Origin of the sequence: Pseudonocardia ammonioxydans, from assembly GCF_900115005.1 — a bacterium.
Classification (GTDB): domain Bacteria; phylum Actinomycetota; class Actinomycetes; order Mycobacteriales; family Pseudonocardiaceae; genus Pseudonocardia; species Pseudonocardia ammonioxydans.
In genome coordinates, this window is the sequence record NZ_FOUY01000027.1 from 17100 (window position 1) to 39528 (window position 22429).

Genomic DNA, 22429 nt, shown 5'->3' on the forward strand with positions numbered 1-22429 from the left:
CTTATATAAGCTGCCACTGTGCATGCTTTCGACGTCCTGGGCGACCCCGTCCGGCGCCGGATCCTCGAGCTGCTGGCCGGCGGCGAGCACACCGCGGGCCAGGTCACCGAGGTCATCCGGGCCGAGTTCGGGATCTCCCAACCCGCCGTCTCCCAGCAGCTGAAGGTCTTGCGGGAGAACGGCTTCGCGACCGTCCGTGCGGAGGGGACCCGGCGCATCTACGCCGTCGACCCGAGCGGGGCGGCCGACGCCGAGGAGTGGCTGTCGCGGCTGCGCGGCTTCTGGTCGCAGCGGCTGGACGCACTCGGCACCGAACTGGCACGCGGCCGGCGCGAGCGTGGCCGCCGAGCTCCCGAGGAGACCTGATGAACGACCTGCTGGACGCCCTGGAGGCCGTCCACCGCCGGGTGCACGCCGGCACCGACGAGGACGCCGTCGCCGTTGTCCTGGAACGCCGCTACCCGGCCGGCCCCGCCGACGTCTGGGACGCGCTGACCGCCCCCGACCGCCTGGCGCGCTGGTTCCTGCCCGTCACCGGGGACCTGCGCCCGGGCGGACGGTTCCGGACCGAGGGCAACGCCGACGGCGAGATCCTGGCCTGCGACGCCCCGCACCGGCTGGTGGTGACCTGGGGCGCGCCGGAGAGCATCGTGTCGGTGCGACTGACCGCGGACGGCCCGGACACCCGGCTGGAGCTCGAGCACGCGGTCCCCGCCGCGTACGTCCCCGACGCCGGCGGCGCGCTGTACGTCGGCCCCGGCTGGGACGAGGCGCTCGTGACGCTCGGCCTGTACCTGGCCGGGGACACGATCCCGCCGGACCTGGGCACCTCGCCGCAGATGTACGAGTACGGCGGCCACACCGTGCGGGCCTGGGAGTCGGCCCTGCGCCGGTCCGGGATGGCCACCGACGAGCAGGTCGACGCCGCCGTCGCGGTGTCGCTGCAGCAGTTCGCGGTGCGCCCGCAGGACGGGGACGGGGCGTGAGCGCCCCGGCCGGCACCGTCGTCCGCGGGGCGGACGGCCGGGAACGCCTGGCGTTCCGCCGCGAGTTCCGGGAGCCGGTGGACGACGTGTGGTCGGCGATCACGGACCCGGACCGCTGCGCCCGCTGGTTCGGCCACTGGACCGGCGACGCCCGCCCCGGTGGGACGGTCGCGTTGACCCTGACCAGCGACGAGGACGGCGGCGGTCCGCCCGCCGACGCCCGGATCGTCGTCTGCGAGCCGCCGCACCGGCTGGCCGTGGAGATCGCCGAGGACACCGGCCCGCCGTGGGAGCTCACGGTCGCCCTCACCGCGGCCGGCGGCGGCACCGTGCTCGAGTTCGAGCAGGTGCTCCCGGACGGCTTCTCGCCCGCCGACGCCGGGCCCGGCTGGCACTGGTACCTCGACCGTCTCGCCGCCGTCCTGGCCGGCACCCCCATGCCCGACTGGGAGGCCACCCTCGCCACCACCCGTCCCCTCTACCCGGCCTGACCGCGGGCGAATTCGCTGCCCGGCGAAACGTTCGGCGCCTAGCGTTCGCGGCATGAGCGGAACGAGAGCGCGGGTCGCGGTCGCGGCCGGGGTGACGGTGCTCGCCTGGGCGTCGGCGTTCGTGGCGATCCGGGCGGTCGGGCCGGTGTTCGGCGCCGGCGGGCTGGCACTGGGCCGGCTGCTGGTCGGCGGGGCGGCGCTGACGGTCGCGGTGCTGGTGCGCCGCACCTGGATCCGTCCGACGGCGCGGGAGTGGCTGCTGCTCACCTGCTGCGGGCTCAGCTGGTTCACCGTCTACAACGTCGCGCTGAACGCCGCCGAGGAGCAGCTCGACGCCGGGACCGCGGCGATGCTGGTCAACGTCGGGCCGATCTTGATCGCGCTGTCCGCGGGCGTCGTCCTGCGGGAGGGTTTCCCCCGCCCGCTCCTCGCCGGCGCCGCGATCGGTTTCGCCGGCGCGGTGGTGATCGGGTTCGCGACCTCCGGGCCGGGGCCGGCCGGCGCGGCCGGGCCGGCGGGGGCGCTGCTGTGCCTGCTGGCCGCGGCGACCTGGACGATCGGGGTGCTGACCCAGAAGCCGGTGCTGCGCCGCATCCCGGCCCTGCAGGTCACCCAGATCGCCTGCGTGATCGGGGCGGTCGGGACGCTGCCGTGGGCCGGGGACCTGGCCACCGCGCTCGGTACCGCGCCCGCCCCGGCCGTCGCCGGGCTGGTCTACCTGGGACTCGTCCCGACCGCGCTGGCGTTCGGGACGTGGGCCTACGCGCTGTCCCGGACCGATGCCGGGCGCCTGGGCGTCACCACGTACCTGGTGCCGACGCTGGTGGTGCTGATGGCCTGGCCGGTACTGGGCGAGCTGCCGCCGCCACTCGCGCTGCTCGGCGGGGCGCTGGCGCTCAGCGGGGTGGCACTGTCTCGCTACCCCGCCCGCCATCCCGGGCGGCGGGTTCCACGCCGGCCCGCCGCTGCCGCCGGCGTCGAGGACGAGCCACGGGATCCCGGGACCCGGATGCCGGCCGAGGCGGCGGAGCCGGACCACGACCGGACGGGGCCGCAGCGATGAGCGGCGCCGGTCCGGTCGACCCGGCGGCGCTCGCCGCCCGGGCGGCCCTGCTGGCCGACCGGACCCGGGCCACGTTCTGCCTCGCGCTGATCGACGGCCGTGCCTGGACCGCCGGTGAGCTGGCCCGGCACGCGGGCGTCGCACCGTCGACGGCGTCGGTGCACCTCGACCGGCTGGTGCGGGCCGGGCTGCTGGTCACCGAGCGGCAGGGGCGGCACCGGTACCTGCGGCTCGCCGGGCCGGAGGTCGCGCGCACGGTGGAGACGCTGGCCGGTGGCGCCGGCCCGGCACCGGTCCCGCCCGGTCTGCGGGCCTCCCGCGCGGCGAGCCGGCTGGCCGCGGCCCGCACCTGCTACGACCACCTCGCCGGCGCGCTCGGCGTCACCCTGTTCGACGGGCTGGTCGCCGATGGCCTGCTCACGACCACCGACGGGCTCGCACTCACCCCACCCGGCCGCGCCTGGTTCACCGCGCTGGCCGGGCCGGACCCGCTGCCCCGGACCGGCCGTCCGGTCGTGCGCGCCTGCCTGGACTGGACCGAACGCCGGCACCACCTGGCAGGGGCGGCCGGCGCCGTGCTGTGCCGGGCGCTGTTCGCCCACGGCTGGGTCGAGCGCGGCCGGGACCGGCGCTCGGTCCGGATCACCGAGGCCGGGCGGGCCGCGCTCCCCGACCGGCTGACGGTGGCGCTGCCGTCCTGAACCGGGCCGTCACACCCGGTGGGCGTCCCCGGCCGCACGATCCGCACCGGTCCCCGCGTGACGGACGTCCACGGCGGACCGCCGCAGCCCCGCCGCCAGCAGCAGGCACCCCACCCCCAGCAACACCCCGTGCGCGATCCGCAGCGGGGGTGTCCCGAAGAACTGCGGCAGGTACAGCACCAGCCCGGCGGCGACCACGGCCGCCCCGGTGACCGGTACACCCCCGCCGCCGCGGCGGGCCGCGACCAGCACCGCCACCCCGGCCGCCGCCACGGCGAGCAGGCCGAGCCCGAACGTCGATATCGCGTAGGGCCCCATCCGGATCGCCTCGGCGACCGCCTCCGAGCCCGGCCCGGACAGCGCCGCCAGCCCGTAGGACTCGGCGCCGAAGTACGGCAGCACCAGGGCCGCCCCGGCTCCGGCCAACAGCAGCGCCGCCCATGCCGGCCCCTCCCCCGGCGTCCCGCGCAGGCGTGCCCACACCGCGGCGAACCCCGGCACCAGCAGGGCGAACCCGAGCGCCCCGAGCAGGTGGGCGGGCACCCACAGCGGGTGCGCCCACACCTGCGGTCCGTCCACGTACGGGCGCAACACCGGGAACGCCGCGAAGGCCACCCCCGCCACCCCGAGCGCCGCGACTCCCCACACCGTCCGATCCATCCGAGCCCCCTCTCAACGATGAGAGCAATGCTCTCGTAATGGATCAGCAGACACAAGAGCACTGCTCTCTTTTTCCAACACGCCCGTGCCCAGAGCATCGCTCTCGTCCAGGATCAGTGACCTACGCTCGGGTCGTGAACGCCTCCCGCACCGCCCGCGAACGAGCCCGGGCCGAGCTGGTCTCCGAGATCACCGCCGCCGCCCGGCGACAGCTCGCCGAGACCGGGGCGGCGGCGCTGTCGATGCGTGCGGTGTCCCGCGAGCTCGGCATGGTGTCCTCGGCGCTGCACCGCTACTTCCCCACGCGGGACGACCTGCTCACCGCGCTGATCGTGCAGAGCTACGACGCACTGGCCGACGCGCTCGACGCGGCCGCCGCCGACGTGGCCGAGCCGGCGGGACGGTGGCGCGCGATCGCCGGGGCGGTGCGGTCCTGGGCCCTCTCGCACCCGCACGAGTACGCCCTCATCTACGGCTCACCGGTCCCCGGCTACCGGGCCCCGGCCGACACCGTCCCGGCCGCGGGCCGGGTCATCGCGCCCTTCGCCCGGCTCCTCGCCGACGCCCACGCCGCCGGCGCCCTGCACGCCGGGGCCGCCACCGCCGGCCCGCCCGCGGACCTCGAGCGGCTCCGTGCGGCGCTGGAGACCCCGGACCTGTCCGACGACGCGCTGCTCGCCGCCGTGACGGCGTGGACGGGCCTGTTCGGCCACGTCTCGTTCGAGCTGTTCGGCCAGTTCCAGAACGTCTTCGACGAGCGGGACGCGCTGTTCGCCGCGACCGTCGACCGGCTCGGCCGGCTGGCCGGTTTCGTGCCCTGACCGCTCGCGGACCTCAGCCGCGGGACCGGGCCCGGTCGAGCATCGCCGCCCACCGTTCCCGCCAGGCCGCGAACCGGCCCTGCTCCACACCCGCCACGAGTGCGAGCGCGGCGACCGCGACGAGCAGCGCCAGCACGAGGTCACCGAACGGGCCGAGGCCGCCGCCGCGCTCGCTGCCCAGCGAGGCCGCTGCGGTGCCGACCGGGGGCAGCCACGAGCTCGTACCGGTGACCACGAGGAAGGTCAGCGCCGCGACCAGGGCCACGCCCTGGCTGCGGAACAGCGGGCGCGCGAACACCGTCCCCACCGCGGAACCGGTGATCCCGCAGGCCAGGTGCGCGAGCAGCCCGGCGAGCAGGCCCCCGGTGGTGGCCGTGCCCCAGGTGGCGATCACCCCCCACACCACGGCGACCAGGCCGAGCGCGGCGATCCCGGCCGTGGCGGCCAGGAACCCGCCCACCACGACCGGGAGCGGGCCCCCGGCGGCGGAGAGGGTGACGGTGCGGGCGGTGTCGTCCTCGGTCTCGGCGACCGCGTGGGCCAGCCAGGCACCGACCGGGTAGAGCAGCAGGGCGCTGGCCGCCCACGGCTCCGGCAGCGGTCCGGGCGCGCCCCCGAACAGGATCGCGAGGAAGCCGGCGTAGAGCACCGCCGGGGCGACGAACCGCTCCGACCGTGCGACGTCCTCACCCAGCAGCATCGCCACCGCGGTGGCCGAACGCAGCCACCTCATCGCGGCACCTCCTCGGACCGGCCCGGGCCGGGTGGCATCGGCAGCCGGTTCGAGTCCTGGCCGGGCCGCACCGGCCGTACCGAGCGGACCGCGCACCCGGCGGCGAGCGCGGCGGCCAGCCAGGCATCGCTGTCCGGGGCGGGCACCCGGACGGTGAACCGGCCCGGCGCGGCCCCCTCCACCCGGGCCGGCGGCAGGACGCGTTCCAGCAGCGGACGGGGATCTCCGGCACAGGCCATGTCGATCCGCATCATCGCTCCCGGCGGGGGCGCCGTCGGCAGCGGCACCGACTCGGGGTCGGCGGCGGTGGCGAGCCGCCCCTGGCGCAGCCGGTGCACCCGGGCGCCGGGCAGACCGTGCGCGGTCCCGGTGTGGTCGGTGATCAGGACGGCGCCGGTGCGGGAGGCGAGCAGCGCGGTCAGCGCGTCGGCGGCGTCGTCGTCCAGCCCCGACCAGGGCTCGTCCAGGACGAGCAGGCCCGGCTCGCAGGCCAGCGCCTGCACCAGACCGATCTTCTGGGTGTTCCCCTTGGACAGCTCGGACATCGGCTCGTCGTCGTCACCGGTGTAGCCCAGCTCCTCGAGGAGTCCGTCCGCCCGGTCGGCGACGACGTCCGGGTCGAGCCGGCGCACCCGCGCCATGTGGTCGAGCCAGCGCCGCGGGGGCAGCCGCAGCCGCGCCGGGAAGCGGTCGGGCAGGTAGCCGACGACCGCGGGCCGGTCCTCGACGGTGCCGGCGGTGGGCGTCTCGGCACCCGCGGCGATCCGCAGCAGGGTGGACTTCCCGGCGCCGTTGCCGCCGCGCACCACGGTGGGGACGCCCGCGTCGACGTCGAGGTCGACGCCGCGCAGCGCGGCCGTCCCGGACGCGTAGGTGTGGTGGATGCCGACGAGGCGCACGACCACCTCCACCTGTCCGGGAACCACCTGCTGACGACGGTCAGGTTCGCACAGTGCCGTGCCGGGGCGACCGGCCGGTAGCACACCGGCCGGCCCGGTGGTGGGACCGGCGCGCAGGCGGTGTCGAGATCACCGCGACGAGCGGCCGGGTCAGGAGCGCGGTGGCCCCGTCCGCGGCACGTCCTTCTCCTGGACGCCACCGCGCGCGCGGCGCTGCCGGATCTTGCGCCAGACGAGCCAGGCCAGCACCAGGACGCCGAGGACCGCGACGCCCCTGCTCAGCGGCGAGATGTACCCCTCGACGGTCTCCCAGCGCTCGCCGAGGGCGTACCCCAGAGACACGAAGATCGCGTTCCAGACGCCGCTGCCCAGCGTCGAGAGCGCGGTGAACCGCAGCAGCGACATCCCGGCGATCCCGGCCGGGATCGAGATCAGGCTGCGCACGATCGGGATGCAGCGCCCGCCCAGCACGAACCAGTTGCCGTACCGCTCGAACAGGTCCAGGCCCTTCTCCAGGTCCTTCTGGCTGGAGAGGACGAACCAGCGGTTCCCCGCCAGCGCGTGCAGCCGCTCGAAGCCGAGCCACGATCCCAGCGCGTAGAGGACCAGGGCCCCCGCGACGGCGCCCATCGTCGCCGCCGCCCAGACCCCGATCGGGTCCATCGCGCCGGTCGAGGCGCGGAACCCGCCCAGTGGGAGGATGACCTCGGAGGGGATCGGCGGGACGACGTTCTCCAGGAAGATCAGCAACCCGATCCCGGCCGCCCCGAGCCGGTCCACGATGTCGAACACCCACTGCGTCACGCACCCCATGGTGCCTGCACGACGGACCGGTCACCCTCCGGGTTCACCCGGAGTGACGGCCCGCGACACTCAGCCGGGCAGCCGGAACTGGATGCGGTCGATCGACGCGCTGATCGGTGCGAACAGCTCGCGGCGGATCCGGTTGTGCTCGGGGTCGGTGTCGTAGGCCTGGTAGGCCCGCTCGTCGGGCAGGTCGACGGTGATCGCCCAGGACGCGTTGCCGTCGCGCAGGCCGAGGTCGAGCCCGGCCTCCAGGCTCAGCTCGACACCCTCGACGCGCAGGTCCCGCAGCGCCTGCAGGGCCTTCTCCGCCTCGGCCGGGGCCACGCCGTCCTTGAGCCGCCCCACGACCACGTTCCGAATCATGAACCGACCCTACCGTCGCGGGTGATCCGCCATCGGGCGTCGATCCGGCCGTCGGTGACCGCTTCCACGCCCGATCCGTGATCACACCTGCCACCGGGGCGACATCACCACGACACGACGGAGGCCCGCCGGCCAGGGTGCCGGCGGGCCTCGCGACGGAGCGGCGGGATCAGGCGGCCGCGGTGGCCGCCTCACCCTTCGCGGCCCGGTCCCGCAGGCTCTGCGGGACGTCGAACCGGTCGCCGTAACGCGCCTTCAGCTCGTCCGCGCGGGCGACGAAGCCGGCCGGGCCACCGGGGTAGCCCTCGATGTACTGCAGCACACCGCCGGTCCACGCCGGGAAGCCGATGCCGAAGATCGAGCCGATGTTGGCGTCGGCGACGGTGGTCAGCACACCCTCGTCGACGCACTTGACGGTCTCGATCGACTCGATGATCAGCATCCGCTCGGACAGCTCGTGCAGGTCGACGTCGTGGTTGGTCGCCCCGAAGTGCTCGCGCAGGCCCGGCCACAGGCCGGCACGCTTGCCGTCCTCGTAGACGTAGAACCCGGCGCCCGAGCTCTTGCCCTTGCGGTCGTACTCGTCGAGCATCCGGTCGACCACGGCGTCCGACGGGTGCGGGGTCCAGGTGCCGCCGGCGGCCTCGACGCCCTTGCGGGTCTCCTCGCGGATCTTGCGCGGCAGCGTCAGGGTCAGCTCGTCCATCAGCTGCAGCACCGGCGCGGGGTAGCCGGCCTGCGACGACGCCTGCTCGATCGTCTGCGGGTCGATGCCCTCGCCGATCATCGCGACACCCTCGTTGATGAAGGTGCCGATCACGCGGCTGGTGAAGAACCCGCGGGAGTCGTTGACGACGATCGGCGTCTTCTTGATCCCGAGCGTCAGGTCGAACGCCTTGGCCAGGGCCTCGTCGTTCGTCCGCTCACCCTTGATGATCTCGACCAGCGGCATCTTGTCCACCGGGGAGAAGAAGTGCAGGCCGATGAAGTCGTCCGGACGGTCGACGCCCTTCGCGAGCTCGGTGATCGGCAGGGTCGAGGTGTTCGAGCAGAGCAGGGCGTCGGCGTTGATGTACTTCGCCGCCTCCCGGAACACCTCCTGCTTGAGCTCGACGGACTCGAACACGGCCTCGATGACGACGTCGCAGCCGGCGAGGTCGGCGTAGTCGTCGGTCGGGGTGATCCGGCCCAGCAGGGCGTCGCCCTTCTCCTGGGTGACCTTGCCGCGCTGCACGCCCTTCTCGACCAGGCCGACCGAGTACTGCTTGCCCTTCTCGGCGGCCTCGCGGGAGACGTCCTTGAGCACGACCTCCCAGCCGGACTGGGCGCAGACGTAGGCGATGCCCGCACCCATCATCCCGGCGCCGAGGACGGCGACCTTGCTCGGCGCCCACTTCTCGGGGCCGGACGGGCGGGACTTGCCACCGTTGATCGCGTTGAGGTCGAAGAAGAACGCCTTGGTCATGTTCTTCGAGACCTGGCCGGTCACCAGCTCGGCGAAGTAGCGGCCCTCGATCCGCAGCGCGGTGTCGAAGTCGACCTGGGCGCCCTCGACCGCGGCCGCGAGGATGTTGCGCGGCGCGGGCATCGGCGCGCCCTTGAGCTGCTTGCGCAGGTTCGCCGGGAACGCGGGCAGGATCGAGGCCAGCGACGGGCTCGACGGCGTGCCACCGGGGATCTTGTACTTCGGCTTGTCCCAGGGCTGGGCGGCCTCCGGATTGGCCTTCACCCACTCCTTGGCCTTCGCCAGCACCTCGTCCGGCGTCGAGGCCAGCTCGTCGATGACTCCCAACTCCAGGGCCTTGGCCGGCTTGAGCCGCTGGCCCTGGGCCAGGACGTTCATGAAGCCGTTCGCGATGCCCAGCATCCGCACGATCCGGGTGACGCCGCCACCGCCGGGCAGTAGGCCGAGGGTGACCTCCGGCAGGCCGTAGACCACGCCCTTGGCGTCGATGCCGACCCGGTGGTGACACGCCAGCCCGATCTCCAGGCCGCCGCCGAGCGCGGTGCCCGCCATCGCGGCCACGACCGGCTTACCGAGGGTCTCCAGCTTGCGCAGCTGGGCCTTCACCTCGGTCACGTTCTCGAACACCTGCGGGGCCTCGGCCGGTCCCGCGGCCGAGAGCTGCTCCAGGTCGCCACCGGCGAAGAAGGTCTTCTTCGCCGAGGTGATGACCACGCCGGCGATGTCGTCCTTCGCCGCGACCAGCTCGTTGACGACCTCGTCCATGGCCGCCTTGTAGCGGTCGTTCATGGTGTTGGCGCTGCGGCCCGGGTCGTCGAGGGTGACGATCGCGATCCCGTCCGCGTCCTTCTCCCAGCGGACGGCCTTCTGCTCACTCACTGTGATTCCGTTCCTTCCGAGTTCCGGGAGATCAGACGCGCTCGACGATGGTGGCGATGCCCATGCCGCCGCCCACGCACAGCGTGGCCAGCCCGCGGCGCAGGTCGCGACGCTCGAGCTCGTCGACCAGCGTGCCGAGGATCATCGCGCCGGTGGCGCCGAGCGGGTGGCCCATCGCGATGGCGCCGCCGTTGACGTTGGTCTGCTCGGCCGAGATGCCCATGTCACGCATGTAGCGCAGGGCGACCGCGGCGAACGCCTCGTTGATCTCGAAGAGGTCGATGTCGTCGACGGTCAGGCCGGCCTTGTCCAGGGCCTTGCGCGACGCCGGGGCCGGGCCGGTCAGCATGATCGTCGGGTCGGCGCCGGACAGCGCGGTGGACACGATCCGGGCGCGCGGGGTCAGGCCGTTGGCCTTCCCGGCGGCCTCGGTGCCGATCAGGGTCAGCGCGGCCCCGTCGACGATGCCCGACGAGTTGCCGGCGTGGTGCACGTGGTCGATCTTCTCGACCCAGTGGTACTGCTGCAGCGCGACGGCGTCGAACCCGCCGTCGGCGCCCATCATCGCGAACGACGGCTTGAGCCCGCCCAGGCTCTCCAGCGTCGCGCCGGCGCGGACGTGCTCGTCGCGGTCGAGGACCGTCATGCCGTTGCGGTCCTTGACCGGGACCACCGAGTTGGCGAAGTACCCGTTCGCCCAGGCCTTGGCGGCGCGGGTCTGCGACTCGACGGCGAAGGTGTCCACGTCCTCGCGGGAGAAGCCCTCGAGGGTGGCGATCAGGTCGGCGCCGATGCCCTGCGGCACGAAGCCGGTGGTGTAGGCGGTGTCCGGGTCCATCGCCCAGGCGCCGCCGTCGGAGCCCATCGGCACCCGGCTCATGGCCTCGACGCCGCCGGCGAGGACCATCTCCTCCATGCCGGAGCGCACCTTCTGGGTGGCGGTGTTGACCGCCTCCAGGCCGGACGCGCAGAACCGGTTGAGCTGCACGCCGGCGACGGTGTCGGGCAGGCCGGCGGCGATGGCCGCGGTCTTGGCGATGTCGCCGCCCTGGTCGCCGATCGGCGAGACGACGCCGAGCACCAGGTCGTCGACGACGGCCGGGTCCAGCTCGGGGTTGCGCGCGCGGATCTCGTCGATCAGTCCGACCACCAGGGAGATCGGCTTGACCTCGTGCAGCGAACCGGAGGCCTTGCCCCGGCCGCGCGGTGTGCGGATCGCGTCGTAGATGTAGGCCTCGGGGATCTCGCTCATCCGAACCTCTCGTAGGTGGTCGGGCGCTCCAGGTCGCGAGCGCGAGGCGCGGCTGTGCGCCTCCTACTTGCTGGTAGCTTTGTTACAGCAGCGCTGTCACATGGGTCAAGCAGCCGGCGGCGACATGTGACAGCGATAATGTCACACCACCACTGTCACACCGATGCTGTCACGTTCGCCGTCCGGCCCGTACCCTCCTCGCCATGTCCGCCGCGCCGACCGGGTCCGACGACCAGCTGACCGACGACCAGCTGACCGTCGACCAGCTCGCCGACCGGACCGGCGTGTCGGTGCGCACCATCCGGTTCTACGCCGGCAAGGGCCTCATCCCCGCGCCCCGGCTGCGCGGCCGCACCGGTCTGTACGACGCCGGGCACCGCGCCCGGCTGGAGCTGATCAGCGAGCTGACCGCGCTGGGCTTCACCCTCGCCGCGATCGAGAAGCAGCTCGCCCGGCTGCCCCACGACGCCGGCCCGGAGGAACTCGCGCTGCAGCGGGCGCTGCTCACCCCGTGGGTGCCCGAGGACGGCGAGGAGCTGACCCGCGCGGACCTGGACCGCCGCGCGGGCCGGCCGCTGTCCGACACCGAGGTCGATGCCCTGGCCCATCTCGGGGCCCTGGCCCGGCACGCCGACGGGGCGGTCCGGGTGCGCGGGGCGACCGCGCTGACCTCGGCGCTCGAGGCACTCGACTCCGATCTCCCGCCGGAGCTCTGGGCACGCTCGCACGCGCTGATCGAGCAGCACATGTCGGCGCTGGCCGAGGACCTGATGGCGTTGTTCCAGGACGAGGTGCTACAGCCCTACCGCGACCGCGGCCGGCCCGCCGAGGAACGGTCCCGGCTCGCCGCGGCACTGTCCCGCCTCAAGCCGATCACCGTGCAGGGGGTCGTCGCGGCGTTCGGCCGGGCGGTGAACCGGACCATCCGCGAACGGGTGGGCGGGAACGCGCGAAACGGGTGATCACGGGCGCGGCGTCGTAATCTCCCCCCATGTCGACCTTCGAGTTCCCGGTCCGGGTGCGCTACCACGAGGTGGACGCCCAGGGCGTGGTGTTCAACGCCTGGTACCTCGCCTGGTTCGACGAGGCGATGACCGAGTTCCTGGAGTCCCGGAGCCTGACCTACCGCGGGATGCTCGACGCCGGGTACGACGTCCAGCTCGTGCACACCGAGATCGACTGGAGCGCCGGGGTCGGCTGGGGCGAGGACGTGGTCGTCGCCGTCGCCACCGCCTGGATCGGCCGGACCAGCTTCGCACTGGACTTCCAGGTCCGGGCGCTCGACGACACCGGCCACCGCGTCGTCACCTGCGACTGCCGGACCGTCTACGTGGTCGTCGACGTCGACGGCAGCGGCAAGCGCGACGTCCCGCCGCTGATCAGCAACGCGCTCGGCGCGCCGGAGCCGCTGCGCGGCCCGTGACCGCCGCTCAGTCGGCGCGGACGCGCCCCCGCACCTCGCCGAGGGAGAAGCGGCCGCCGTCCGCGGCCGGCGCGGTCGCGGTGATCACGACCTCGTCGCCGTCCTCGAGCCAGCTGCGCGGTGCACCGGCGGAGAGGGCGACCGGCTCCCGCCCGTTCCAGGACAGCTCCAGCAGGGAGCCGTACTGGGCGCGTTCCGGCCCGGAGATCGTCCCGGAGCCGAGCAGGTCACCGGCCCGCAGCCCGGCACCGTTCGAGGTCAGGTGGGCCACGAGCTGCTCGGGTGACCAGTAGAGGTCCGCGGCGGGCGGCGTGGAGATCCGCTCGCCGTTGAGGTGGACGGCGAGATCGAGGTCCAGGCCGCGGGCGGGTTCGCGCGGGCACAGGTAGGGCAGCGGCTCCGGGTCGTGCGGCGGCACCGGGACGCGGGCGGCGGCCAGCTCGCCGATCGGCGTCACCCAGGCCGAGATCGAGGTGGCGAACGACTTGCCCAGGTGCGGGCCGAGCGGACGGGTCTCGAAGCCCTGCACGTCGCGGGCCGACCAGTCGTTGAGGAGCACGACACCGACGACGTGGTCCGCGGCATCGTCCACGGACACCGGGCCGGGCGCCGAACCGCCGAGCACGTACCCCAGCTCGGCCTCGAGGTCCAGGCGCCGGGTCGGGCCGAAGTCCCCGGCGCCGCGCTGGCCGGACGGCCGGGTGACCGGGCTCCCGCTGACCCGCACCGTGCCGGCCCGCCCGTGGTAGCCGACCGGCAGGTGCCGCCAGTTCGGGGGCAGCGGCTCGGCGTCCGGGCGGAAGATCAGGCCCGCGTTGCGGGCGTGCTGCTCGCAGGCATAGAAGTCGACGTAGTCAGCGACGGTGAACGGCAGCATCGGGACGAGCCCCTCGTCCGGGAGCCGGTGCGCGACCGCCTTCTCGTGGTCGGCCCGCCAGCCCGCCAGCCACTCGCACACCTCGCGCCAGGCCGAGGGACCCGCGTCGAGCAGCCGGTCCAGGTTGGGCGCGGTGAGCAGGTCCGGGTACGGGCCGCGCTGCGCGGTGGCGAGCGAGCCGACGTCGAGCACGCCGCCGTCGGGCAGCGGGCAGGCGATCCGGGAACTGCCCGGGCGCCCGGCCCCGGCGACGGCACCGAGCGCGAGTCCGGGAGGCGGGCTGGACGGGGCGTTCGGGGTCGTCACGATCACCGACGTTACGCGCCTCCGGCGCCCGTGAGCGCCTTTCGCGGTCAGGGCCGCGATTTCCACTCACGGACCCTACTGAAAAGTAACACGTGTTTCGGGGCGGTCCGGCGAGACATCGCCGGGTGACCCATGCCAGAGTCGCGATCCGAGCATCTGTCCTAGCGGACGTCGTCGAGGACGAGTGGGAGTACAACGAATGGCACAGCAGGTACGCGGGGTCGTGGCCCGCGCCAAGGGCGAGCCGGTGACCGTCGAGACGATCAACGTCCCGGACCCGGGTCCGGGTGAGGCCGTGGTGAAGATCCAGGCGTGCGGGGTCTGCCACACCGACCTGCACTACAAGCTCGGTGGGATCAACGACGAGTTCCCGTTCCTGCTCGGCCACGAGGCCGCCGGGGTCGTGGAGTCGGTCGGCGACGGGGTCGCCGACCTGCAGCCGGGTGACTACGTCGTGCTCAACTGGCGCGCGGTGTGCGGGGTCTGCCGCGCGTGCAAGAAGGGCAAGCCGCACCTGTGCTTCGACACCCACAACGCGACCCAGAAGATGACCCTGGAAGACGGCACCGAGCTGTCCCCGGCCCTGGGGATCGGCGCCTTCATCGAGAAGACCCTCGTCGCCGCCGGCCAGTGCACCAAGGTCAACCCCGACGCCCCCGCCCAGGTCGCCGGCCTGCTCGGCTGCGGTGTCATGGCCGGGCTCGGCGCCGCGGTCAACACCGGCCAGGTCGGACGCGGCGACTCGATCGCGGTCATCGGCTGCGGCGGTGTCGGTGACGCCGCCATCGCCGGCGCCAAGCTCGCCGGGGCCACCACCATCGTCGCCGTCGACACCGACCCGCGGAAGCTCAAGTGGGCCGAGGAGTTCGGCGCCACCCACACCTGCAACGCCAAGGACACCGACCCGGTCGAGTTCATCCGCTCGGTCACCGACGGCAACGGCGCCGACGTCGTCGTCGAGGCCGTCGGCCGCCCGGAGACCTACGAGCAGGCCTTCTTCGCCCGCGACCTCGCCGGCACCGTGGTCCTGGTCGGCGTCCCCACCCCGGACCTGATGGCCCCGCAGATCCCGCTGATCGAGTACTTCGGCCGCGGCGGCGCCCTCAAGTCCTCCTGGTACGGCGACTGCCTGCCCAGCCGCGACTTCCCCACCTACGTCGACCTGTACCTGCAGGGCCGGTTCCCGCTCGACAAGTTCGTCACCGAGACCATCTCCCTCGACCAGATCGAGGCCGCGTTCGACAAGATGCACTCCGGTGACGTGCTGCGCTCGGTGGTGATCCTGTGAACGGGCCCATCGACTCTGCTGTCGGGCATGTCGTCACCTCCGGCACGTTCAACCTCGACGGCGGCAGCTTCGACGTCGACAACAACGTCTGGATCGTCGGTGACGACTCCGAGGTGTTCGTCATCGACGCCGCCCACGACGCCGTCGCCATCGCCGCCGCCGTCGGCGACCGCCGGGTCAAGGCCATCGTCTGCACCCACGCCCACGACGACCACGTCAACCAGGCACCCGCCCTGGCCGACCGGTTCGGCGCACCCATCCTGCTCAACCCCGCCGAGATGGTGCTGTGGGACATGACCTGGCCGGACCGCAAGCCCGACCAGGAACTCGCCGACGGCCAGGTCCTCTCCGCAGGCGGCGTCGACCTGCGGGTCCTGCAGACCCCCGGCCACTCACCCGGCTCGTCGTGCCTCTACGCCCCCGAGCTCGGGGTCGTGTTCACCGGCGACACCCTGTTCCAGGGCGGGCCCGGCGCCACCGGACGGTCCTACTCCAGCTTCGACACGATCATCGAGTCCATCCGGACCACCCTGCTGACCCTGCCCGGCGACACGCAGGTCCGCACCGGCCACGGCGACTCCACCAAGATCGGCGACGAGGCACCCCACCTGGAGGAGTGGATCCGCAACGGATCCTGACCCCTCGACCGCAGTGACGGGCCCGGCACCGACCTCGGTGCCGGGCCCGTCCCGTACCTCCGTACCCGCGCCGCCCACCGCCGCGTAGCAGACCCCGAACCTCGCCGAGATGCAGATCAGCGCGAATTGTCGATCTTTCGGGAACCCTGAGCTGCACCTCGGCGAGATTCGCGGGGCGCCCGGGGCCCGGACGTGGCGTGGCGGGTGCGGTCCCGGGCGTCACCGGGCCGGACGGCGGCGCCGGACGACCGGGGTGACGACCAGCAGCAGCCCGGCCGTCACCCCGAACGCGGCCACGAAGCCGAAGGGCTCGGCGATCGCGCCCAGCCCGGAGGCGCCGAGGCCGGTGCCGGCGTCGTAGGCGATGTTCCAGGCCGCGCTGGCGGCGCCGTAGTGCAGCGGTCCCGCCGCGGCGAACAGGGCGACCATCGCGTCGTTCTGCACCAGGCCGAACCCGGCACCGACCGCGGCCGCGCCGGCCACGAGCAGCACCGGCGCGAGCGGGGCCAGCAGCACGCCGACCATGCCCACCGCGGCGAGCAGCGTCCCGACCGGCAGCAGTGCCCCAGGGCGCCCGCTGCGGTCGGTGCGCGACCCGGCGATGCCGCGCCCGATCAGCGCGCCGAGCGCGGTCGCGAACAGCGCCGCCGCCACCGCGAACCGCGCGCCGGGTACGGCGAGCGGGGCGAAGGTGATCACGCCGCCCTGCGCGGTGGAGCAGGCCAGCATCGCCAGGACCGGAGCGGCCGGAAGATGCCGCCGGTGCTCCCGGGGATGCGCCGAGACGTCGTGGCGGTCCGCGTGCCCGGCGGCCTCCGCCCCGCTCGATCCCCGGCCCGGATCGAGCGCCCCGGCCCGCCGCGGACCGCGCACGAACGCCATGACGAGTGCCCCGGCCACCGGCAGGGCGCCGCCGAGCACGAACACGCCGGCGAACCCGAGCACGTCGACGACCGCCACCCCGGCCGGCAGGAACGCCAGCTGCGGGAGCCCGACCGCGTAGCCGTAGCGGGCCGAGGCCCGCCCGTGCGCCGACGGCTCGACCAGCTCGGCGACCAGGGCGCTGCCGGCCACGGTCGCCAGCCCGAACCCGACCCCGCGCACGACTGAGATCGCCAGCACCGGTGACAGGTCCGCGGTCAGCGCCAGCAGCGGGGTCGGCAGCCCCAGCAGCAGCGACCCCGCGACCAGGACCGGCCGGTGCCCGACGCGGCGCAGCAGCGCGGGCACCAGCAGTTGGGTGCCGACGGTGACCGCCATCAGCACCCCGGTCGTCAGCCCGGCGCCGAACTCGCCCGCTCCGCCGCGGGCCACCCACAGCGGCACCACCGGCAGCAGCAGCGCGTAACCGCCGAACCCCAGCGCGGTGGCGGCCAGGAGCAGCAGGAACGGCGGTGACGACAGGGAGCGGGGCACGCCCTCAGCCTGGCAAACCCCGGGCCGGCTCCCCGGGAGCGCCCGCCCGATTCGAGCCGGCTCCGGGGGACCTCCCCGCCGATCGGTGCGGCGCACGTCTTCCGGTCACCCCGTCCGTCCTGCTAGGACCTCCGGGACGGAGGTGTGCATGGACTACGGACCCTGGTCCCTGGTGGTCGACGCCGGCCTGATCGGCGGGCTGCTCCTCGTGGGCACGCTGGTCCGGAGGTGGGTCGGGCCCGCGCAGCGGCTGATGCTCCCGGCGAGCGTCGTCGCCGGGTTCCTCGGCCTGCTGCTCGGCCCACAGGTCCTGGGGGTCCTGCCGTTCTCCGACCAGCTCGGAACCTACGCGTCGGTGCTGATCGCCGTGGTGTTCGCCTGCCTGGGCCTCGGCGACGATCCCCACTCCCGCGGGTTCGGCCGTTCCACCGCCGCGTTCTCGGCGTACTCCGTCGCCATGTACGCGCTGCAGGTCGGGCTCGGGATGGTGCTGGCCTACGCCCTGTTCGTCCCGGTCTTCGACACCCCGGACGGCTTCGGGCTCCTGCTGTTCGCGGGCTGGGCAGGTGGTTTCGGCTCCGCCGCCGCGGTCGGCTCGGTGTTCGGCGAGGCCGGTTGGGCCGGGGCGAGCTCGCTGGCCTTCACCTCGGCCACGGTCGGCATGCTCGCCGGGATCGTCGGCGGGATCGCCATCGCGAACTGGGGCGCCCGGCGCGGGCACACCGACCGGCTCGGCCGGTTCGACCAGCTCCCTGCGGCCCTGCGCACCGGGCTGATCCCACCCGGTGGCCGTGAGCCCACCGGTGTCGCCACCACCTCCGCGTCCTCGATCGAGCCGCTGGGCCTGCAGGTCTGCCTGGTCGCGCTGATCACCGTCCTCGGTTACGGCGCGGCCGAGGGTGTCGAGCTGCTCGTACCGTCGCTGTCCGCGCCGGTCTTCGTCCTCGCGTTCCTGGCCGGCCTCGTGGTCAAGGCACTGGCCCGCCGGACCCCGGCCTGGGAGTACTGCGACCAGCGCACCCTCAAGAGCATCTCGGGGGTCAGCACCGACCTGCTCATCGTGTGCGGCATCGCCTCGATCACCCCCAGCCTGGTCGCGGACTACTGGCTCCCGCTCGCGCTGCTCTTCGTCGCCGCGCTCGCGCTCAACCTCGCGATGTTCCGCTGGGTCGCGCCGGCGGTCATGCACGGCGCCTGGTTCGAGAAGTCGCTGTTCACCTGGGGCTGGGCCACCGGGGCCGTGGCGACGTCGGTCGCGTTGCTGCGCATGGTCGACCCCGATCTGGACAGTCGCACCCTGGAGGAGTTCGGGATGGCCTACCTGCCGGTGGCGCCGCTCGAGACCGGCAGCATCGCGGTCACCCCGTTGCTCGTGCTCGCCGGTCTGGGGTGGACGGTCGCGGTCGGGTGGACGGCCGTCGGGCTCGTCGCGCTCGTCCTCCCGTTCGTGTTCGGGTGGACCCGGCCCCGGGGCCCCGACCCCGACCGTGCCCCGGAGGGATCCGCGTGAGCGCCCGGGACGCCGACGTCGCCGTCATCGGCCTCGGCACGATGGGTTCGATGGCCGCCTGGCGGCTCACCGGGGCCGGAGCCGATGTGATCGGCTTCGAGCAGTACGGCGTGGCGCACGACCGCGGCGCCGCCGGCGGGGAGTCCAGGCTGTTCCGGACCGCCTACCACGAAGGTTCCGAGTACGTCCCGATGCTGCGACGTGCCCGCGAGATGTGGGTCGAGCTGACCAGGGCCTCCGGACGCCCGCTGTTCACACCCACCGGCTGCCTGTCGATCGGCCTGCCGGACATCGACCCGATGCGCAACGTCCGCGCCTCGATCGAGGAACACGACCTGGAGCACGAGACCCTCGACCCGGACGCGCTCGCCCACCGGTTCCCGCAGCACGCCCCGGCTGCCGGGGAGATCGGGATCCTGGACACCGCGGGCGGGATGCTGCGGCCCGAGCTCGCCGTCCTGACCGCGGCGGTCCTCGCCCGGACGGCCGGCGCCCGGCTGTTCGAACGCACACCGGTCCTGGCGGTCGAGCCGGAGGACGACGGCGTCGCCGTCGTCACCGCAGAGCGCACCTGGAGGGCCCGCCGGGCGGTGGTGACGACGGGACCGTGGGTCCGCGAGCTCGTCCCGTCCGCGGAGGTGACGCCGAAGCCGATCGTGCTGACCTGGTTCGCACCGATCGACGTCCGCGCCTACCACCCGGGGGTCTTCCCCGCGTTCATCCGGGACACCGACGGTCACCACCTGTTCGGCTGCCCGGTGATGGACGGCGTCTCCGTGAAGGCCGGGGTCGCCGACGTGTGGCCCCCGCTCACCGACGCCCGCGAACTGACCCGCGACCTCCCCGAGGACGCGATCGCCCCGGTCATGCGCTCGGTGCAGCGGTTCCTGCCGGGCCTGCACCCCTCGCCCATCCGGCACGAGGTCCATCTGGACGGCTACACGGCCGACCGGACCGCGCTCATCGGGCCGGTGCCCGGCATGCCGGACGTGATCGTGCTGGCCGGCTTCTCCGGGCACGGGTTCAAGATGGCGCCGGTGTTCGGCTCGATCGCCGCGGACCTCGCGCTGCGCGGCGGGACCGGCTTCGACATCGCCCGCATGGACCCGGCCCGGTTCCCTGCCCGATTCGCCCCCGGAGGTGGAGCGGCTCCCGCTCCGGCGGACCACTGAGCGCGGCGGCGCTCACCCCGCGGGCGACCCGGCGCGCATCAGGCGGCCATACCAGATGTTCCACCCGGCCAGCCCGCCCAGCACCACGATCGCCATGACCTCCGACAGGCCGACCGCCACGGGCACCGGCAGCAGGTACACCACCGGCAGCCGCAGCAGGGCCTCGCCGATCAGGCCGACCCCCCAGACGGCCGACGAGACGCGGTGCCCGCGGCGGGCCCGCGGCACCGTGGCGTACTCGTGCTCGATCGCGTCGGCCCGGGCCGGGGCGAAGCTCTGCATCGCGGCCAGGGTCAGCGGGCGCCGGCCGCGGACCGCCGTCACCAGGAACACGGCGCCGACCGCCCCGGTGATCAGCGAGGTGCGCAGCAGCAGCGTCCGGGCGTCGCCGGTGACGAAGGCCAGCAGGAACCCCACGCCGTAGACGATCAGCATGACGGTCGCGAACGGGTTCAGCGTGCGGGTGCGCACGGCCGACCAGGCCACCCGGGCGGCGGCGATCGCGGACGCCGCGAGCAGCGCCCACCAGTCCCCCACCCCCAGCGAGTACAGCAGGTAGTAGGCGCCGACCGGCAGGGCGACGTCGAGGCCGAGGCCACGCAGCAGCGCACCGCGCTCGGCCCGGGCGGCCGGTCCGGCGGTCCGCGCGCTCACGCGGTGCCCGCCGGGGCGGTCGATCCGTCGGTCCCCGGGTCGGGGATCCAGGAACCGTGGAAGCCCGACGGCACCCCGCGCGGCAGCGCGACCCGGGCGACGGGTGCGGCGGCGACGTCGGTCGCGTCCAGCACCAGCAGCTCCGAGGCGCGCCCGTCCCGGGTCGTCGTGATCGAGAGCAGCCAGCCGTCGTCCTCGGCGCGGTCCGGGGCCGCGGACGGCACGAACACCGCCTCCCCGGCGACGACGTCGCGGCCCAGCTCGTGCCCGGTCAGCTCGTCCCGGGCCCGGTCGTGCCGCAGGACCGCGGCCCGTGGCTCGCCGTCCGGGCCGGTGTCGGCCACGGCGTAGGTGTAGCGGTTCGGGCGGCCGACGATCTCGTCGTCGACGGTCGGGAACTCGCACCCCAGCTCGGAGAGCGGGGACTCGGTGACCGACCCGTCCGCGGGGTCGAGGACCCACCGGTGCAGGGTCGCCTGCCCGCTCGCGGCCGCGGTCGCGGCGGGCCCGGCCGGGTCGTCGCCCAGCGACGGCCACATGACGGCGACGTCGGCCGGGGCGTAGCGGGCGCCGTCGACGACGACGCGGCCGCGCTCGTCGGTGTGGGCGTTGCCGACGTGGAAGACGAAGCACGGGTCGATCTCGAACCAGCGGACCTCGCCGGGCCGGTCGAGCGGCATGACACCCAGCCGGGCGCCGTAGTCGTCGTCCCACCGGAACGGCAGCGCACCGCGCTGCGCGTCCGCCATCCGGAACGTCATCGGCAGGTCGAGGAAGACCGCGTGCCGGTCGGTGATCGCGAAGTCGTGCATCATCGACGGCGCCCCGACAGCGATCTCCGCGCTGGTCACGAGCTCACCGGCGGCCGAGAGCCGGTGGTAGGTCAGGTACGGCGGCAGCACGCCGTAACCGAAGAAGTGCAGGTCACCGGTGACCGGGTCGGTCTTCGGGTGCGCGGTCATCGCGGTGGTGAGACGCCCGCCGAAGTCGTCCGGGCCGACGGTCTCGAGCTCGGGCGTCACGACGTAGGGAAAGCTGCTCTCGACCAGCGCGAGGATCCGTCCGGCGTGCTCGACCACGTGCGTGTTGGCGGGGCCGACGGTCAGGTCGAACGTACCGTCCCGCCGGATGTGCGGCTCGCCCTCCAGCAGCCGGGTGCGCACCCAGCGGTTGCGGTACCACTCGGCACGTCCCCCACGGAGCCGGATGCCGTGCAGCATCCCGGCCCCGGCGAACCAGTGCCCGGGGTCGTGGCCCGGCAGCGGGTTGGGGCCGTTGCGCAGGTAGCGCCCGGTCAGCTCGGGTGGCAGCGACCCGGTCACCGGCAGGTCCCGGACGGTGATCTCGTCGGGGACCGGCGCCAGGTGCCCCTGCAGGTAGCTCGGAACGTGCCCGGTCGTCGTCATGGAGGGAGGGTCCACCCCCGCCGCCTCACATGTCAATACTGACATGTCGCTACTGACATGTAGGGTCGGTGGCATGTCGCTCCCGCACGCGTTGCTCGGACTGCTCGCCGTCGGGCCGAACACCGGCTACGAGCTGGCCAAGTACTTCGAGGGCGACCTCGGGCGCTACGCCTGGCAGGCCGGGCACACCAGCGTCTACCCCGAGCTGAACCGGATGGCCGGGTCCGGGCTGATCGAGGTCACCGCGCTCGGCCCGCGCGGCGCGAAGACCTACAGCGTGACCGACGCCGGGCGGACCGAGCTGCGCCGCTGGATGATGGCGCCACCGGCCGACGCGAAGGTCCGCAACGAGCACGTGCTGCGGATGTTCCTGATCTCCGCGCTGCCCCGCGAGGACGCGCTGTCGCTGCTGGACCGGATGGCCGAGAGCACCGACGAATCCGCCGCGGAGCTGCGGAAGGTCCGCGCCGAGCACCCCGACGGTGCGCCGATGCACGGCGCCGAGGGGTTCGGACAGCTCGCGGCCGAGTTCGGGGTCCGCCAGTACGAGGCGGTCCGGGACTGGGCCCGGTGGGCGGCCGACCGGCTGCGCGCCGAGGGCTGACACCGGTGCGGGCCC

Annotated in this window: 24 protein-coding genes; 13 read left to right on the plus strand and 11 right to left on the minus strand. The window is 74.0% G+C overall.

Annotation, left to right across the window (positions count from 1 at the left end; all coding sequences use genetic code 11):
- Positions 1-18: 18 nt before the first annotated feature.
- From BM093_RS22965 to BM093_RS22985, 5 genes are read left to right on the plus strand one after another with little or no spacing between them, the layout of a single operon-like run.
- A complete protein-coding gene (locus BM093_RS22965) occupies positions 19-366 on the plus strand; it encodes an ArsR/SmtB family transcription factor (RefSeq protein WP_093348981.1) in 348 nt (115 codons plus the stop codon).
- A complete protein-coding gene (locus tag BM093_RS22970; RefSeq protein WP_093348986.1) occupies positions 366-986 on the plus strand; it encodes an SRPBCC family protein in 621 nt (206 codons plus the stop codon). The genes BM093_RS22965 and BM093_RS22970 overlap by 1 nt, the downstream gene beginning before the upstream one ends.
- Positions 983-1477 (plus strand): SRPBCC family protein, encoded by a 495-nt coding sequence (locus BM093_RS22975; protein ID WP_177238651.1) that lies wholly within the window; start codon positions 983-985, stop codon positions 1475-1477. The genes BM093_RS22970 and BM093_RS22975 overlap by 4 nt, the downstream gene beginning before the upstream one ends.
- 52 nt (positions 1478-1529) lie before the next feature.
- Positions 1530-2540, plus strand: a complete 1011-nt coding sequence (locus BM093_RS22980; protein ID WP_093348991.1) for a DMT family transporter — start codon at positions 1530-1532, stop codon at positions 2538-2540.
- Positions 2537-3241, plus strand: coding sequence for an ArsR/SmtB family transcription factor (locus tag BM093_RS22985; protein WP_093348996.1), 705 nt, complete (start codon positions 2537-2539; stop codon positions 3239-3241). Before BM093_RS22980 ends, BM093_RS22985 begins: the two co-directional genes overlap by 4 nt.
- Before the next feature lie 9 nt (positions 3242-3250).
- On the opposite strand, the gene BM093_RS22990 is transcribed toward BM093_RS22985, so the two are convergent.
- Positions 3251-3901 (minus strand): hypothetical protein, encoded by a 651-nt coding sequence (locus tag BM093_RS22990; protein ID WP_143105492.1) that lies wholly within the window; start codon positions 3899-3901, stop codon positions 3251-3253.
- Between the two features lie 134 nt (positions 3902-4035).
- Here BM093_RS22990 and BM093_RS22995 point away from each other — a divergent pair, with 134 nt between their 5' ends.
- A complete protein-coding gene (locus BM093_RS22995; protein WP_177238652.1) occupies positions 4036-4722 on the plus strand; it encodes a TetR/AcrR family transcriptional regulator in 687 nt (228 codons plus the stop codon).
- A gap of 13 nt (positions 4723-4735) precedes the next feature.
- Here BM093_RS22995 and BM093_RS23000 read toward each other — a convergent pair whose 3' ends face one another.
- From BM093_RS23000 to BM093_RS23025, 6 genes are all read right to left on the minus strand, one after another.
- Positions 4736-5455, minus strand: coding sequence for a hypothetical protein (locus BM093_RS23000; protein WP_093349007.1), 720 nt, complete (start codon positions 5453-5455; stop codon positions 4736-4738).
- On the minus strand, positions 5452-6381 hold the full coding sequence (locus tag BM093_RS23005; protein ID WP_245773734.1) for an ATP-binding cassette domain-containing protein: 930 nt from the start codon (positions 6379-6381) through the stop codon (positions 5452-5454). Before BM093_RS23005 ends, BM093_RS23000 begins: the two co-directional genes overlap by 4 nt.
- A 123-nt stretch (positions 6382-6504) precedes the next feature.
- The gene (locus BM093_RS23010) at positions 6505-7158 is read right to left on the minus strand and encodes a DedA family protein (RefSeq protein WP_245773735.1); all 654 of its coding nucleotides are present in this window, start codon (positions 7156-7158) and stop codon (positions 6505-6507) included.
- Positions 7159-7227: 69 nt separating this feature from the next.
- Positions 7228-7524: a Dabb family protein gene (locus tag BM093_RS23015; RefSeq protein WP_093349011.1), complete on the minus strand. Its 297-nt coding sequence runs from the start codon at positions 7522-7524 to the stop codon at positions 7228-7230.
- A 169-nt stretch (positions 7525-7693) separates the two neighbouring features.
- Positions 7694-9868, minus strand: a complete 2175-nt coding sequence (locus BM093_RS23020; protein ID WP_093349016.1) for a 3-hydroxyacyl-CoA dehydrogenase NAD-binding domain-containing protein — start codon at positions 9866-9868, stop codon at positions 7694-7696.
- A 31-nt stretch (positions 9869-9899) separates the two neighbouring features.
- On the minus strand, positions 9900-11120 hold the full coding sequence (locus BM093_RS23025; RefSeq protein WP_218162889.1) for an acetyl-CoA C-acetyltransferase: 1221 nt from the start codon (positions 11118-11120) through the stop codon (positions 9900-9902).
- A gap of 203 nt (positions 11121-11323) precedes the next feature.
- Between BM093_RS23025 and BM093_RS23030 the strand changes: the two genes are divergently transcribed.
- Together BM093_RS23030 and BM093_RS23035 are read left to right on the plus strand one after the other, a co-directional pair.
- Positions 11324-12082 (plus strand): MerR family transcriptional regulator, encoded by a 759-nt coding sequence (locus BM093_RS23030; RefSeq protein WP_093349020.1) that lies wholly within the window; start codon positions 11324-11326, stop codon positions 12080-12082.
- A gap of 29 nt (positions 12083-12111) precedes the next feature.
- The gene (locus tag BM093_RS23035; RefSeq protein WP_093349025.1) at positions 12112-12543 is read left to right on the plus strand and encodes an acyl-CoA thioesterase; all 432 of its coding nucleotides are present in this window, start codon (positions 12112-12114) and stop codon (positions 12541-12543) included.
- A 7-nt stretch (positions 12544-12550) separates the two neighbouring features.
- On the opposite strand, the gene BM093_RS23040 is transcribed toward BM093_RS23035, so the two are convergent.
- Entirely contained in the window at positions 12551-13726 is a 1176-nt protein-coding gene (locus BM093_RS23040; protein WP_245773736.1) for a fumarylacetoacetate hydrolase family protein, read from the minus strand.
- A gap of 199 nt (positions 13727-13925) precedes the next feature.
- Here BM093_RS23040 and BM093_RS23045 point away from each other — a divergent pair, with 199 nt between their 5' ends.
- Positions 13926-15014, plus strand: a complete 1089-nt coding sequence (locus tag BM093_RS23045) for an S-(hydroxymethyl)mycothiol dehydrogenase (protein WP_093349030.1) — start codon at positions 13926-13928, stop codon at positions 15012-15014.
- Positions 15011-15652: an MBL fold metallo-hydrolase gene (locus tag BM093_RS23050; protein WP_425439193.1), complete on the plus strand. Its 642-nt coding sequence runs from the start codon at positions 15011-15013 to the stop codon at positions 15650-15652. Before BM093_RS23045 ends, BM093_RS23050 begins: the two co-directional genes overlap by 4 nt.
- Positions 15653-15871: 219 nt before the next feature.
- On the opposite strand, the gene BM093_RS23055 is transcribed toward BM093_RS23050, so the two are convergent.
- Positions 15872-17068 (minus strand): MFS transporter, encoded by a 1197-nt coding sequence (locus tag BM093_RS23055; RefSeq protein WP_093349034.1) that lies wholly within the window; start codon positions 17066-17068, stop codon positions 15872-15874.
- Between the two features lie 148 nt (positions 17069-17216).
- Between BM093_RS23055 and BM093_RS23060 the strand changes: the two genes are divergently transcribed.
- Together BM093_RS23060 and solA are read left to right on the plus strand one after the other, a co-directional pair.
- On the plus strand, positions 17217-18578 hold the full coding sequence (locus tag BM093_RS23060) for a sodium/glutamate symporter (protein ID WP_093349039.1): 1362 nt from the start codon (positions 17217-17219) through the stop codon (positions 18576-18578).
- Positions 18575-19750, plus strand: a complete 1176-nt coding sequence (gene solA / locus BM093_RS23065; protein ID WP_093349044.1) for an N-methyl-L-tryptophan oxidase — start codon at positions 18575-18577, stop codon at positions 19748-19750. The genes BM093_RS23060 and solA overlap by 4 nt, the downstream gene beginning before the upstream one ends.
- Positions 19751-19762: 12 nt before the next feature.
- On the opposite strand, the gene BM093_RS23070 is transcribed toward solA, so the two are convergent.
- Complete coding sequence (locus BM093_RS23070) at positions 19763-20404, minus strand: VC0807 family protein (protein WP_093349049.1); 642 nt, start codon at positions 20402-20404, stop codon at positions 19763-19765.
- A complete protein-coding gene (locus BM093_RS23075) occupies positions 20401-21810 on the minus strand; it encodes a carotenoid oxygenase family protein (protein ID WP_093349053.1) in 1410 nt (469 codons plus the stop codon). Before BM093_RS23075 ends, BM093_RS23070 begins: the two co-directional genes overlap by 4 nt.
- Positions 21811-21883: 73 nt before the next feature.
- On the opposite strand from BM093_RS23075, the gene BM093_RS23080 reads away from it, so the two are divergent.
- A complete protein-coding gene (locus BM093_RS23080) occupies positions 21884-22414 on the plus strand; it encodes a PadR family transcriptional regulator (protein ID WP_093349058.1) in 531 nt (176 codons plus the stop codon).
- Positions 22415-22429: the final 15 nt, after the last annotated feature.

Coding starts and splice junctions, on each gene's coding strand:
- BM093_RS22970 (WP_093348986.1), top strand. CDS start 366: ATGAACGACCTGCTGGACGCCCTGGAGGCCGTCCACCGCCGGGTGCAC.
- BM093_RS22980 (WP_093348991.1), top strand. CDS start 1,530: ATGAGCGGAACGAGAGCGCGGGTCGCGGTCGCGGCCGGGGTGACGGTG.
- BM093_RS22985 (WP_093348996.1), top strand. CDS start 2,537: ATGAGCGGCGCCGGTCCGGTCGACCCGGCGGCGCTCGCCGCCCGGGCG.
- BM093_RS22990 (WP_143105492.1), bottom strand. CDS start 3,901: ATGGATCGGACGGTGTGGGGAGTCGCGGCGCTCGGGGTGGCGGGGGTG.
- BM093_RS23000 (WP_093349007.1), bottom strand. CDS start 5,455: ATGAGGTGGCTGCGTTCGGCCACCGCGGTGGCGATGCTGCTGGGTGAG.
- BM093_RS23015 (WP_093349011.1), bottom strand. CDS start 7,524: ATGATTCGGAACGTGGTCGTGGGGCGGCTCAAGGACGGCGTGGCCCCG.
- BM093_RS23025 (WP_218162889.1), bottom strand. CDS start 11,120: ATGAGCGAGATCCCCGAGGCCTACATCTACGACGCGATCCGCACACCG.
- BM093_RS23030 (WP_093349020.1), top strand. CDS start 11,324: ATGTCCGCCGCGCCGACCGGGTCCGACGACCAGCTGACCGACGACCAG.
- BM093_RS23035 (WP_093349025.1), top strand. CDS start 12,112: ATGTCGACCTTCGAGTTCCCGGTCCGGGTGCGCTACCACGAGGTGGAC.
- BM093_RS23045 (WP_093349030.1), top strand. CDS start 13,926: ATGGCACAGCAGGTACGCGGGGTCGTGGCCCGCGCCAAGGGCGAGCCG.
- BM093_RS23060 (WP_093349039.1), top strand. CDS start 17,217: ATGGACTACGGACCCTGGTCCCTGGTGGTCGACGCCGGCCTGATCGGC.
- BM093_RS23075 (WP_093349053.1), bottom strand. CDS start 21,810: ATGACGACGACCGGGCACGTTCCGAGCTACCTGCAGGGGCACCTGGCG.
- BM093_RS23080 (WP_093349058.1), top strand. CDS start 21,884: ATGTCGCTCCCGCACGCGTTGCTCGGACTGCTCGCCGTCGGGCCGAAC.